11 protein-coding genes are annotated in these 13591 nt (G+C 67.8%); 5 read left to right on the top strand and 6 right to left on the bottom strand.

Annotated elements, in window-relative coordinates; translation table 11 throughout:
- The first annotated feature begins 38 nt into the window (after positions 1-38).
- Complete coding sequence (locus CIK77_RS10380; RefSeq protein WP_087054236.1) at positions 39-1592, top strand: MinD/ParA family ATP-binding protein; 1554 nt, start codon at positions 39-41, stop codon at positions 1590-1592.
- Between the two features lie 90 nt (positions 1593-1682).
- The gene (locus CIK77_RS10375) at positions 1683-2036 is read left to right on the top strand and encodes an L-rhamnose mutarotase (protein ID WP_087054235.1); all 354 of its coding nucleotides are present in this window, start codon (positions 1683-1685) and stop codon (positions 2034-2036) included.
- A gap of 26 nt (positions 2037-2062) precedes the next feature.
- Here the strand turns inward: CIK77_RS10375 and CIK77_RS10370 are convergent, their stop codons facing one another.
- A complete protein-coding gene (locus CIK77_RS10370) occupies positions 2063-2758 on the bottom strand; it encodes a TetR/AcrR family transcriptional regulator (protein ID WP_087054234.1) in 696 nt (231 codons plus the stop codon).
- Positions 2759-2857: 99 nt separating this feature from the next.
- Between CIK77_RS10370 and CIK77_RS10365 the strand changes: the two genes are divergently transcribed.
- Both CIK77_RS10365 and CIK77_RS10360 read left to right on the top strand, forming a co-directional pair.
- On the top strand, positions 2858-3598 hold the full coding sequence (locus CIK77_RS10365; RefSeq protein WP_087054233.1) for an SDR family oxidoreductase: 741 nt from the start codon (positions 2858-2860) through the stop codon (positions 3596-3598).
- 59 nt (positions 3599-3657) lie between these two features.
- Complete coding sequence (locus CIK77_RS10360; protein ID WP_087054232.1) at positions 3658-3864, top strand: tautomerase family protein; 207 nt, start codon at positions 3658-3660, stop codon at positions 3862-3864.
- A 178-nt stretch (positions 3865-4042) separates the two neighbouring features.
- On the opposite strand, the gene CIK77_RS10355 is transcribed toward CIK77_RS10360, so the two are convergent.
- From CIK77_RS10355 to CIK77_RS10335, 5 genes are all read right to left on the bottom strand, one after another.
- Positions 4043-7519: a glycosyl hydrolase gene (locus CIK77_RS10355; RefSeq protein ID WP_170934077.1), complete on the bottom strand. Its 3477-nt coding sequence runs from the start codon at positions 7517-7519 to the stop codon at positions 4043-4045.
- A gap of 208 nt (positions 7520-7727) precedes the next feature.
- Positions 7728-8768, bottom strand: coding sequence for a rhamnose ABC transporter substrate-binding protein (rhaS, locus tag CIK77_RS10350; RefSeq protein ID WP_087054230.1), 1041 nt, complete (start codon positions 8766-8768; stop codon positions 7728-7730).
- A 52-nt stretch (positions 8769-8820) separates the two neighbouring features.
- Entirely contained in the window at positions 8821-9873 is a 1053-nt protein-coding gene (locus tag CIK77_RS10345) for an ABC transporter permease (protein ID WP_087054229.1), read from the bottom strand.
- Entirely contained in the window at positions 9870-10898 is a 1029-nt protein-coding gene (locus tag CIK77_RS10340; RefSeq protein ID WP_087054228.1) for an ABC transporter permease, read from the bottom strand. Before CIK77_RS10340 ends, CIK77_RS10345 begins: the two co-directional genes overlap by 4 nt.
- The gene (locus CIK77_RS10335; protein ID WP_087054227.1) at positions 10895-12424 is read right to left on the bottom strand and encodes a sugar ABC transporter ATP-binding protein; all 1530 of its coding nucleotides are present in this window, start codon (positions 12422-12424) and stop codon (positions 10895-10897) included. The genes CIK77_RS10340 and CIK77_RS10335 overlap by 4 nt, the downstream gene beginning before the upstream one ends.
- A 147-nt stretch (positions 12425-12571) precedes the next feature.
- Here CIK77_RS10335 and CIK77_RS10330 point away from each other — a divergent pair, with 147 nt between their 5' ends.
- Positions 12572-13579 (top strand): LacI family DNA-binding transcriptional regulator, encoded by a 1008-nt coding sequence (locus tag CIK77_RS10330; protein WP_087054226.1) that lies wholly within the window; start codon positions 12572-12574, stop codon positions 13577-13579.
- Positions 13580-13591 lie beyond the last annotated feature (12 nt).

Genomic DNA, 13591 nt, shown 5'->3' with positions numbered 1-13591 from the left:
ACCCGCTCGCTGCGGGATCCGTTTCAGGGGGTTTCTCCATGCAATACGTGCCCATGTGGCCCGCCATCTCCGCACGCATCGACGACTCGGGCTCCGGCGTCGTCACGCTCAACGACACCGAGCACCGGATCACGGCGGAGAGTGCAGAGGACGCGCGGCGCGAGGTCGTGCGCTTCTGCGCGGAGAACGCGCAGAAGCTGCAGCGCCCCGTGCGGGTGACCGTCGAGGAGCCGGATGCGACGTGGCCCCTGATCGTGCACCCCGACGGCAAGGTCGACACGGCGGACGAGCCGGCGCCGACCGACGAGGCCTCCGGCCTCGAAGCGGTCGTCGGCTCGGCTCCCGGCAGCGTGATCGATGCTGTTCCCGGAGTGCTCCCCCACGCGGAGCCCGGCGACTCATCGACCGGACCGCGACGCACCAGCCACGTGCCGGTCATCGACGAGGACGCCACAACCGCCGACACGGTTGCGACACACGTTCAGGCCGACGGCACCGACCGCGCGACCGTGCCTGCGGCGCCCGGTGTCGCGGGAGCCGAGACCAGTGAGGCCGCGGTCGCGGCGCCCGAGTCGGCTGAGCCGACCCCGCTGCCACTCGGCCAGCCCGCTGCCCCCGAACCGGGACTGCCTGGGGCACGGCCGATCTCACCGCAGGGGCGCACGTCGTTCATCCAGACCGAGAGCTCAGAGGACCCGGCCACGCGCGGATGGCGCGGCTTCCTCGTCCGCGCCGGCGTGAAGGTCGGCCCGGGCTCCGTGGAGCGCAGCGAGCGCGAGGACCGCGTGACCGTCGCGCAGCAGTGGACCGGCCCGCGCACCATCGCCGTTGTGAACGGCAAGGGTGGGGCGAACAAGACGCCGACCACGATCCTGACCGCTGCGATGTTCGCCCGGCACGGAGGCGCCGGCGTGCTCGCGTGGGACAACAACCAGACCAGAGGCACGCTCGGATGGCGCACGGAGCAGGGGCCGCACGATGCGACCCTGCACGACCTGCTGCCAGAGACCGAGCGCCTGCTGTCGTCGGACGCGCAGTCTGCAGAGCTGGCCCGCTTCGTGCACCACCAGTCGCGCGACCACTACGACGTGCTCCGCTCGCAGCCCATGGCACTGGCGAGCCAGCAGCGCGTCTCGAGCGGTGACGTCGACCGCGTGCACTCCGTGGCGGCGAAGTACTACCGGCTCATCGTGATGGACTCGGGCAACGACGAGTCCGACCCGATGTGGCTGCGGATGATCGACCACACCGACCAGCTCGTGGTGGCGACGTCGTCGCGTGCCGAGCACGCCGAAGCCGGCGCGCTGCTGCTGGAGGCGCTGGCCGATCGCGACGAGCGCTCCGCCGCCCTGGCGCGGAACGCGGTGGCGGTCGTGAGCCAGTCGGACGAGAAGACGACACCGGCCGAGATCCGTCGCATCGAGCAGGGGTACGCCGACCTCGTGCGCGACGTCGTGCGCATCCCGTTCGATCCGGCCATGGGTGCCTCCCAGCTGCACGTGCGCGCGCTGAGCCCCACGACGCAGCGCGCGTGGCTCGCCGCGTCGGCCGCGGTCGCGCGCGGCCTGCCGCTCACCCCGCCGCCGGCCTGAGCCCGCCGGCTTCATGAGTGCCTTTCGGCTGTTCTGACCCCGTCATTCCAGCCGAAGCGCACTCTTGAACTCACGAAAGAGGTCCCCGCAATGAGCACCCCCACCCGCGTCTGCTTCGAGCTGCGGATCCGGCCGGAGATGATCGACGATTACATCGCGCGGCACTCCCCCGTGTGGCCGGAGATGCTCGACGAGATCGCGGCCTCCGGCCGGCGCAACTACTCGCTGTTCCTCGCCGGCGGAGGGCGCCTCATCGGCTACTACGAGACGGACGACGACGAGGCATCACAGGCATACCTCGCTGCCTCGCCCGTCGCCGCGAAGTGGGAGGAGTCGATGCAGGAGTTCTTCGTCGACCTCGGCGGCCGCGCCGACCAGGCCGCGACCGGGCTGCGCGAGGTGTTCAACCTCGCCGACCAGCGCGGCGGGGCGAGCGGGGAGTAGCGGCCGGCCCCGATTCTCTCGCCCGCTCAGTCGAGGCGGTTCAGCCAGAGCGTCATGAGTGCGGTCTCCTCGGGCAAGAGCGCGCTCGGCGGGTCCATCCGGAGCTGTGCACGAATCTGCCGGCGAGCGGCCGCACCCGCATCCTCCTGACCCCGCTGGGATCCGTCGTCGTCCAGGACGGATCCCATCACGGCGTCTCGGAGAGCGTCGGAGACACCTGTCGCAGCGTAGGACGCAGGGTCGGCCATGCGATTCAGCGCCAGTCCGACGTTGGCCGCGAGCAGCATCGCCTGCGCCACATCGATCTCCACGCGCAGCACGCCGGCGGCGGCGCAACGGGAAAGCGTTCTGCGCAGCAGTTCGATCACTCCGTCGCGTGCTCGACTGCTCGCCCACGGGCGCGGCGCGAACATCAACTGGTAGAGCGCTGCGTGCTCTTGGGCGAAGGAGAGGTGATCGTCCCATCCCCGTCGGAGGTCTTCGGCCGGGTCGTCGGTCACCTCGAGTTCGGCCTTCCTGGCTGCGTAGCGCTCGAGACCGGCGTCGGCGAGCGCGTCCAGCAGACCGCGTTTGTCGCCGAAGATTCGATACAGCACCGGCTGCGTCACCCCGGCCGCTTCGCACACGGCTCGGGTGGCGATGTCGCTGTCGAGCGACGCGACCAGTTGTGCCTCCGCTGCGGCGAGCAGTGCGGCGCGGATATCGTCATCTGGTTGTGCCATACCCCGATTCTATTCGATTCCATATCACCGCGCGTATCTGTGCTACGTTGATTCCATAGCGGCGAAACGTTCGCCTTGTATCAGCGAAACGGACATCTCATGAGCGACTCCATACAGCGCGTTGCGATCGTCACGGGTGGGTCCCGTGGCATCGGGCGCGCCATCTCCATCCGCCTCGCCGACGACGGCTTCGCCGTTGTGGTGAACTTCGTCGGCGGCACTGCCGCCGCGGCCGAGACGGTCGAGGCCATCACGGCGGCAGGCGGTCGCGCGATCGCTGTTCAGGCCGATGTCGCTGACGATGGCGCGGTCGCGGCCATGTTCGACCGTGCTGAGCGAGAGCTCGGGGGCATCGACGTCGTCGTCAACTCCGCCGGACGCCTGGCGCTCTCCACGATCGCCGACCAGGACCTCGACGCGCTCGACGCGCTGCACCGGACGAACATCCGGGGGACCTTCGTCGTCGCGCAGCAGGCGGCTCGTCGCCTCCGCGAAGGAGGCACGTTCGTCGGGATGTCGACGTCGGTCGTGGGGACGCAGTTCCCCGCCTACGGCGCATACGCGGCCAGCAAGAGCGCCGTCGAGGGCATGACGCTGATCCTCGCCAAAGAGCTCCGTGGCCGGGATGTCACCGCGAACGTCGTCGCCCCCGGACCCACCGGCACCGACCTGTTCCTGGAAGGCAAGACGCAGGAGCAGATCGACACCCTGGCGAAGATCGCACCGCTCGAGCGGCTCGGCACACCGGAGGACGTCGCAGGCGTCGTCGCCTTCCTCGCCAGCGCAGACGGCCACTGGGTGAACGGCCAGACCATCCGCGCCAACGGCGGCATGGTCTGATCCTCCGGTCTCCCCTCCCTGCCCCTGACCCATCTGGGTCGCAATCGAAAGGAACAAGCATGCCCTTTGCCAACCTCAAGGTTCCCGCGGGCACCCTCACCGCGGAATCGAAGAAGAAGCTGCAGGACGCCGTCACCGACGCGATCGTCGATGTCTATGGCGAACGCGCCCGACCGACCACGCTCGTCATCCTCGAAGAGGTAGCGGACGGCGGTTGGAGCCTCGGCGGCACCATCCTCAACGAGGCGATGCTCGGCCGCGTCTGAACACCCCGCGGAGACGGCGGGCTGAGCTTCCCCGCGGGCGGTTCCGATGCGCGGCGAGCGGGGGCGGGGCGCGCCGCGATCGCCGGCGAAGAGCTCGCCCGGCGCAGCCGAGACGATGAAAGGCGGTGCGCCTGGCCTCCGTTGGAGAGCCAGGCGCACCGCCTTCATTCGCGGGTGATCAGACGGTCTCGTCACCGCCTGCGTCGGCTGCCCTGCGGCGCCGCGACACGATCAGCGCACCGCCGGCGAGCAGGATGACCGCGAGCACGATCACGCCCAGCGCGACCGTCCCACCCGTCACCGCGAGGTCGTCGTCACCTGACGCATCACCGCCGTCGGTCGCCCCGTCCGTGCCGGTGTCCGTGCCACCTGACCCGTCCGTGGCGTCGCCGTCGGATGTGCCGTCGGTTCCTCCGTCAGCGGTGCCGTCCGTTCCGCCGTCGGTGTCGCCATCCGTTCCACCGTCAGTTCCAGATGGAACGTCGGCGCCTTCCGGGACGGCAACCGTCACGGGGCCGACCAGGCCGGCTGGCATCAGTTCATCGCTGCCGTGGAACGCCGGGTACGACTGATACTGCGGGTACTGCTCCGGATCGGCCGCGTACGCGTCGGCCAGCCCGACGCGTCGGTTGTTCTTCACCGGTTGCACGTCGATCTCGATCACGTTCTCACCAGTGAACAGAGCCTCACTGATGTCGGCTCGGAACGGCGACGCGAAGAGCTGGAACTCCTGCTCGTGCTCCGTGCCCGGATTGATCCGCACGGTCGCGGCGTCGTGCACTTCGCCCAGATCGAGCATGGCGCGATCGCCGGTGATCGCATCGGCATTCGCCACGTCGAAGGTAGCGCGGTAGGTGCCCTTCGACGTGACGTGTGTCAGATCGCCGCTGGCGACCTCATCGTCTGCCCAGGAACCGAGGACGCCCGCTCCCTCGTACGTGTGGGATTCCACCTCACCCGGAACGTTCGTGCCGAGATTGTCGGCCTCCACAGTGAGGCGGAAGCCGTCGATGCCGATGGACGCCGGCAGGGTCTCGGACTCGATGACGTCCGGCAGACCCGCGGACACGTCCGCATTGTCGAACGTCTGCCCTGCGGCACCGCACACGAGAGCGACCGCGCCGCCCGCCGTGAGCGTGAAGGACGACCCGTCGATCACATCGGCCTCATGGATGTCGCCGGAGGCCGGGTCGAGCCAGAAGCACTCGTCGAAGCCGCCCGCCACGTGTGCGGTCACCGTCGTGGACTCATCGAGCGCGGTGTTGCGCACGTAGGCGAGTTCTCCGCCGTCGTCGAGCGTGCGACGGGCCGAACGCAGGTTCTCGCTGCTGTCGAACGAGATCGGGGCGCCGCCGATCGCCTCATCGGCCGCGGCATCTGCGGAGACGGGGTCACCGAGTTCCGCGGCCACATCGGCGACCTGTGCGTCCAGCGCTTCGTAGGCGCCGCCCGCGTAGCTCGGCTGCGACGCGGGAGCCTCGCCGATGATCCGGATCGGAGCCCCGGCGTCACTGAGATCGCGCAGCGCCGTCATCGTCTCGAACGGCACCGAATCCGACTCGACGATCAACGAGTCGAAGGTCATCGCCCCGTCGTTCGCGACGAGCTGCTCGCCGTTCCACGACAGGCCGCTCTGAATAGTGTCGTCGTTGATCGCGTCCCACTGCACGCCTCGCGACTGCAGCGCGGCGACCGTCTCCGTCTCCTCCAGACTGCCGAACAGCGGCATATACATCGCCACGTCGCCGCTCGGAGAACCCGACTGCATCAGGTAGTTCGCCCGCGAGGCGTACGCGTTCATCTCACCGAAGTACTCGTGCATCGGGTTGGTCTCGGCCATCTCGACGCCGATCGTCGGCCACGCGCGCCAGCCTTCCTCGCCGAAGAGATCGTCGTCGGAGGTGAAGTCCGGGTTCTCGTTCCCGAAGTACGTCGCACTCAGCCCGTGGTAGAAGAAGTTGTTCACGCCGCTGGTCGCCATCAGATCGAAGCCCTGCTTGATGAAGTCGGGCGTCACGGTGAACGGAGTCGAGCCCAGCGTGTACACCTCGCTCGTGACGAGGTTCCTGCCATAGAGGTGCGCACCGGATGCCACGCGCTTCAGGCTGTACTCGTCGAGGCCTTCGGTCTCCGGGATGTCGACCAGTTCGGCCGACTTGAGTGTGTCGACGGGCGGGTTGTATGCCTGCTGGCGGTACACCATGCCGAAGTCGCCCAACGAGTCCGAGAAGGCGCCCATACCCGACAGCAGCGCCTCGTTCACGAGGCGGCCGTAGTCGTATTCGACCCGCTCAGCCTCGTCCTCCGTCAGCCCCGATTCGATCAGTGCGGGACCGGACGGTCCGAAGAAGCTGCCCGTGAAGTCGTTCATGCCGAGTTCGGCATACTCGTCCTTCACAGTCGGTGCGCCGTCGATCAGGAAGGACTCCCCGAAGAAGTTGTACATCGCGGGGACGAACCGCGTGACGTCGTAGCCGAGGATCTCTTCCGACGACGCCGAGTCCTGCACCCTGTCGTTGTAGAACGCGTCGGTGTAGAACTCGTAGCTGTCGTTGAACCCTGCGCGCACGTCGTTCTCCGTGACGATCTGCTGCAGTCGCTCCTGGCCGAGCCAACCGTGCACCAGCGAACTGACGGCATCCGGGTCGAGGTGGTCGACGACCATGTTGCGCTCACCGGTGTCGCCGCTGGTGAGGATCGAGTTCAGACCGAACGATCCGGTCGGAAGGCTGTACAGCGAGATGATCTCGTAGTCGCCCTCGCCGACGGTCTCCGGATCGATGGAGAACTGTTCGTCGCCTGGTTCCGGATAGACCACAACGGCGTCGGCGAGGTCGAGCGCCGCCGTCGCGTCGTACGACTTCACCGAGGAGAAGTCGCTCGAGAGCACCTGGTTGTTCTCGGTGAGCTCACCGCTTGTGCCGTCGACGGGCGCGAGCACCACGGCCCGCAGCTCGACGTCATCCGGACTCCAGACGCCGAAGTCGTGCCCGAACTTCTCCGACGCGTAGAACGGGCTGACCTCGACATCGGGGATCCCGACGCTCATCTCTGTGTCCGCAGCTTCGACATCGACGTCGCCGCTCACAAGCTCTGCAGCGCCATCCGCTGCCACGCGAATTGTCGCCCGGCCGAGCGCGAGGTTGCTCTGGCTCTCTGAGACGTCGATCGAGTCGTCGTTGGCGAGATAGCCGCTGCCGATGTTCAGGTCGACCGTGATGCCCAGCTCGTTCGCCCGCTTGACCACGGCTTCGAGCTTGTCGAAGTACTCGGGACTCTCGTAGCCGAGGATCTGATCGTCGTCGTAGCTGCCATCAAGGGCGTCATGGATGTGCGGGTTGAGTGACGATGTCTCGGCGTCCGTCCAGAACGCCTTGGAGAACGGCGCGATCTCCACCGCTCCGAAACCCTCTTCGTGCAGATACTCGAGCTGCTCGATCAGCGCCTGCTCCGTGGCGCCGTTTCCCGGCCACCACCACCTCACGCCTGGGCGGTACTCGACTCCTGGCGCGGCGAACTCGCTCGGGTCGATCGATGCCGCGCTCGCTGCTGCCGCGGGTTCCTCACTCGACAGGATGGGGGCGGCGAACCCTCCGGCCACCACAGCCGCGAGCGCCGCGCCCGCGATTCCTACTACGCGTTTCGATGCGCGCATCAACATGCTCCTTCGTCTTCGAACGGAACTGCTCTTACTCACCGACGCGGTCGTCCGCGTCGGTTGCTGTCGTGGTTGCGCAACGACATCCGGATCGAATGCGATCCTGGTCGCGCATCTTTGCGCGCTCTGTCGGCGGCTGACCACCAGAAGATGTGGTTCGGGCGCCCGGCCCGGCCGTGCCTGGGCCGGGCGCCCGAACGGCGACTCAGAAGTCGAAGTCGCCGATGTTGTCCGCGTCGAAGACGAACGGGTCGCCCAGCAGCACGACGCCGTCGGCGCCTACCGTGAACTCGCCCAGGTCGCCAGCGGCGAAGGTGTCGCCCTCGGCGCCGGTGATGTCACCGCTGACCAGTGCGCCGGCGGCGTAGGTCGCCAGCGTTCCGAGGTCTTCCGGGTTCCACAGAGCGAAGGCCTCGACGGTGCCGTCCTCGACGTACTCGCGCATCTGGTTCGGCGTGCCGAGACCGGTGACCGCGACCTCGCCCTTGGCGTCCGAGGTCGAGATGTAGCGCGCGGCGGCGGCGCTTCCGACCGTCGTCGGCGAGACGATGCCCTTCAGTTCCGGGTACGTCTGCAGCAGCGCAGCGGTCCTGTCGTACGAGGTCTGGTCGTCGTCATCGCCGTAGACGGTGTCGACGATCTCGATGTCGGGGTAGGTGTCGGCGACGTAGGTCTCGAACGCATCGTTCCAGGTGTTCTGGTTGGTCGCGTTGGCGGCGGCGGAGAGGATGGCGACCTGGCCCTCCTCACCGATCTGCTCGGCGATCAGGTCGCCCTGGACCTTGGCGATGCCCGCGGCGTCGGCCTGGTTGATGAACAGGTCGCGGCAGTCGGCATTCGTGTCGGAGTCGAAGGTGACGATCTTCACGCCGGCGTCGCTCGCCTCATTCAGCGCGTCGCAGATGGCGTTCGGGTCGTTCGCCGACACCACGAGCGCTGAGCGCTGCTGCTGAGCCGCCGTGTTGATGTAGCTCACCTGACCGTCGGGGGTCGCCTCCGTGGGGCCGACCTCCTCGAACGAGGCGCCCAGGTCCTCCGAAGCGGCCTCGGCGCCGACGCGGGACGCGTCGAAGTACGGGTTGCCGAGGTTCTTCGGCAGCAGCGTGACCGACAGATCACCGGAGGTCGAGCCTCCCTCTTCGCCGCCGGCGGACCCGCCGCTCGTGTCGGCGCATCCGGCCAGTGCCAGCGCCGCCGCAGCGGTCACGGCCACACCGGCCGCCACTCTCTTCACAGAAAACTTCATCGTCTTTCCTTTCATGTGGATTGCACCGGGACATGCGCCCCGGCAAGGTGCCTCAGGAGGCCGGGGATGCCGCTACTCGAGCGGGAGAGATGGTGGAGCGCTTCGATTTCACCCAGGCGAACAAGCTGGCTCCCACCACCGAGACGATCAGCAGGCCACCGGTGATGATGTTGATGATGTCGCTGGTCACGCCGCTCAGGCGCAGCGCGCTGGAGAGCGCACCGATCAGCAGCACGGCCGCGATGACGCCGTGGATCCGACCGCGGCCGCCGAACACCGACACCCCGCCGAGCACGACGGCGGCGATGACCTGCAGCTCGAGGCCGGTCGCGTTGTCGCCTCGGGCGCTGCCGTAGCGCAAGGTGTAGTAGACACCGGCAAGCGCCGCCACGGCACCAGCGAGCACGAACACGATGAACTTAGTGCGATTCACGTTCACGCCGGAGAAGTGCGCGGCGTCCTTCGACTGGCCGACGGCGAAGATGCCTCGCCCGAAGGGCGTGAAGTGGAACAGCACCACGAAGATCACCAGCAGCACGAGGAACGGGATGACAACCCACGGGATCTGAGTGCCGGCGAGCTTCGCCTTGGCCAGCGCGGTCCAGTACTCGGGGAACTCCGTGACCGCAGTCGTTCCCAGCATGCCGACGGCGATGCCGCGGAACAGTGCGAGCGAACCGATGGTGACCGCCAGCGACGGCAGACCGACGGTGGTGACCAGGAAACCGTTGAACGCTCCCCCGATCACTCCGACCACGAGTGCGATGAAGGCCGCTGCCTCGAACGGCATGCCGCCCTGCACGAGCGCGCCGGTGGTCACGCTCGCAAGGCCCGCCATGCTGCCCACCGACAGGTCGATCTCACCCGTGGTCATCACGAGCGTCATCGGCAGCGCGATGAACAGGATGGGGGCGACGTCGAGGAGCAGGTAGTTGTAGGTCAGCGGCTGGGCGAATCCGTTCACAGTGACCGAGGCGACGATCAGCACGACCGCGAGCAGGCCGATGATCGCGGACTCGCGCGTCATCAGGGTGCGGCGCCACAGCGGACGGTCGTGATCGAACCGGACGATGTTGGTCGTCGTCGTGGGGGCGGAGGTGGTCATGATTCGTCCCTCGCTTCGATGAGGCGTCGTTTCTGCCGGAGCGCCAGCAAGCGGTCGAGCACGATGGCGCCGATGATGAGCACGCCCACGACGGCCTTCTGCCAGAAGTCGGGGATGCCGAGGATCGGCAGCGCGCGGTTGATCGTCATCAGCAGGAACGCGCCGATGGCCGCGCCCCACACGGTGCCGACGCCGCCGACGATGGCCACGCCGCCGATGACGGCCGCGCCGATCGCGTCGAATTCCCATCCGGCTGCGGCCTGCGAGTCGATCGTGCCGTAGCGGGCCGCGTAGAACACTCCGGCGAGCCCTGCCAGCGTGCCGGAGAGCACGAACGCCGTCAGCACGCGCTTGGTCTTCTTCAGGCCGTACAGCGTCGCCGCTTCCGGATCGGAGCCGATCGCATACAGCTCGCGACCCGAGCGCATGTTCTTCATGTACCAGGCGGCGACGATGAGCACCAGGATGGCGACGATCGTCAGCACGGGGATCGACAGGACCTGCGCCGTGCCGAGACCGAGGAACTCCTTCGGCATGTCGGCGCCGTTGACTCTGTCGCTTCCCGCCCACAGCACGTTGATGCCGCGATAGGCGTACAGCGTGCCGAGCGTGATCACCATCGCCGGAACCTTCGCGAACGACACCAGCATGCCGTTGATGAGGCCGAGCAGCGCGCCGAACAGCAGCGCTGCGACGACGACCAGCGGGATCGGGATGCCGGGGAAGTCGACGAAGAGCCGCCCCGTGAGGTAGGCGGTCAGGCCGATCACCGAGCCGACGGAGATGTCGACGTTCCGGGTGATGATGACGATCGCCTGGCCGACCGCGACAAGCAGCAGCGGTGCGGGCGTCACCAGCAGATCGCGCCAGCCGTCACCGGAGAACAGGAAGTTCGGGTTCTTGGCCGTCGCCGCGACGACGATCAGGACGAGTGCGAGCAGGATCCCGATCTCGCGCATGCGGCCGCCGCCGAAGATCGCCTTCAGGCTCGCCGCGCCCTGCGCCGTGGTGGCCGTCGTGGTCATGAGTGCTGCTCCGATGCGTGAGTTGCGGCGTGCATGACGTTCTCGCTGGTCGCGTCCGCGCGGTCGATCTCTGCGGTGATCCGGCCTTCGTGCATCACCAGGACGCGGTCGGCCATGCCGAGCACCTCTGGCAGCTCGGACGAGATCATGACGATGCCGAGTCCCTCGCCTGCCAGCTCGGAGAGCAGCGCGTGCACGGCCGCCTTCGTTCCGACGTCGATGCCTCTGGTGGGTTCGTCGACGATGAGCACCTTCGGGTTCGTCGCCAGCCACTTGGCGAGCACGACCTTCTGCTGATTGCCGCCGGAGAGCGTACCGGCCACGGTGTCGAGCGCGTGGCTCTTCACCTCGAGCTTCGCCGCCCACCCGCGTGCCGCGCGGTTCTCGATGCCGGTTGTGATCAGCCCGAAAGCGGCGAGTCGGCGCCGGATGGCCGAGGTGATGTTCCCGCCGACGGTTGCGTCGACGATGAGGCCCTGTTTGCGCCTGTCCTCCGGCACGAGCGCGAGCCCCGCACGCATCGCCGCGGTCGGCTTCTTCTGCGGCACCGTCTGACCGCCCATCGTCACCGCGCCCGACGCGTAGCCGTCGACGCCGAACACCGCGCGCACGACCTCGCTGCGGCCGGCGCCGACGAGCCCCGCCAGCGCGACGATCTCGCCCGCGCGCACGCTGAAGGAGATGTCGTGGAAGGTGCCGGGGCTGGTGAGCCCATCGACCCTGAGCAGCTCCTCGCCCACGGCGGTCTCCTGCTTCGGAAACAGCTCCGTCACGTCGCGGCCGACCATCTGGCGCACGAGCTCGTCGACCGTGGTGTCGGCGATCTGCTGCGTTGCGATGTACGCGCCGTCGCGCATCACGGTGACCGTGTCGCACAGTGCGAAGACCTCGTCGAAGCGGTGCGAGATGAACATCACCGCGCGTCCCTCGTCGCGCAGACTGCGGGCGACGGTGAAGAGGCGCTCGACCTCGACGCCGCTCAACGCGGCCGTCGGCTCGTCCATGATCAGCACGCTCGCATCGAGCGAGATCGCCTTCGCGATCTCGATGATCTGCTGGTCAGCGATCGACAGGCCCTCGGTGAGACGGTCGGGATCGAGCCCCACGCCCAGACGCGCGAAGATCTGCTCGACCTCGACGCGCATCGCTTTGCGGTCGATCCGGCCGAACCTGCTGACGGGCTGGCGCCCCATGAAGATGTTCTCGGTGATCGACAGGTCAGGGAAGAGCGTCGGCTCCTGGTAGATCACCGCGATCCCCGAGTTCTTCGACTGCGCTGTGCTGGCGAAATCGACGCTCTCGCCGTGCAGTCGGAACTCGCCGGCGTCTCGCCGGTAGAGCCCGGCCATGATCTTCACCATGGTCGACTTGCCCGCGCCGTTCTCGCCGATCAGGGCATGGATGGAGTTCCGGTGCAGGCTCAGACTTCCTGAGCGAAGGGCGACGACGGGTCCGAAGGACTTCACGACGCGCTCCAACTCCAGCGCAGGACCTGTGTTCCTGCGGGCGGGATCTTCGGCGACCACTACGGTCCTCTCCTTCGAGGTGGGCGACACTGAACGTGCCTGAATCGTTTCACGTGTTGTTCACGCTAATGTAGTTCACACCGCGCCGACGACACAACCTCTCGGACGGTTACCAAGTTGTGATGCACCTCGGACAAGGGAGAGCGAGTGCCCGTCAGTATTCGCGACGTCGCGCAGCGAGCCGGCGTCTCTGTCGGCACCGTCTCGAACGTGCTGAACCGACCGGATGAGGTCTCCTCGGATTCGGTGGAGCGCGTGCACCGCGCGATCGAGGAGCTCGGCTATGTGCGCAACGACGCCGCACGTCAGCTCCGAGCCGGGGTGAGCTCGACGGTCGGATTCGTGGTGCTCAACGGGCAGAACCCGTTCTACAACGAGGTCGTCCGCGGTGCGGAGGACGAGGCGGCCAAGCACGGCATCGCGATCCTCTACGGCAGCACGGATGAGGATCCGGCGCGCGAGAAGGTGTACCTCGACCTCTTCCGCCAGCAGCAGGTGCGCGGCATTCTCCTCGCCCCGTACAGCGATGTGGTCACCGATCTGCGCAAGCTCCGGCGCGCGGGCATCGCCACGGTGCTCGTCGACCGGTTCAGCGCCGACAACGAGTTCTCGTCCGTATCGCTCGACAGCGTCGCCGGCGGCCGCCTCGCCGCACAGCACCTCGCCGAGATCGGCAGACGGCGCATCGCGTTCGTCGGCGGCCCGTTCCAGCTGCGGCAGGTGACCGACCGCCTCGCCGGTGCACGCGCCGCCGTCGAGGACGGCCCGACGCCGATCGACCTCGAGGTGATCGCAACAGACTCCATGACCGTGGAGGCCGGGGTCGAAGCGGGTCGAAGACTTCTCGAACGCCCCAGACGCGACTGGCCCGATGCCCTGCTCGCCGCCAACGACCTGCTCGCCCTCGGCCTGCTGCAGTCACTGGTCGTCGGCGACCGACTGCTGGTGCCCAACGAGATCGCGCTCATCGGCTTCGACGACATCCCGTTCGCCGCCGCGGCCGCCGTGCCGCTGACCTCGATCAGACAACCGGGCCGGATGATCGGCCGCACCGCCCTGCGCACCGTGCTGGAGGAAGCCGACGACCCGACCAACGTGCCTCGTCAGACCGTCTTCCCGCCTGAGCTCGTCATCCGCCGCTCGACGAGCGGCTGACGACGCGGCACC

It is taken from the genome of Microbacterium sp. JB110 (assembly GCF_003335195.1).
GTDB lineage: Bacteria > Actinomycetota > Actinomycetes > Actinomycetales > Microbacteriaceae > Microbacterium.
Note: the sequence above shows the minus strand (reverse complement) of the source record. Positions and strands in the feature narration are given on the sequence as shown.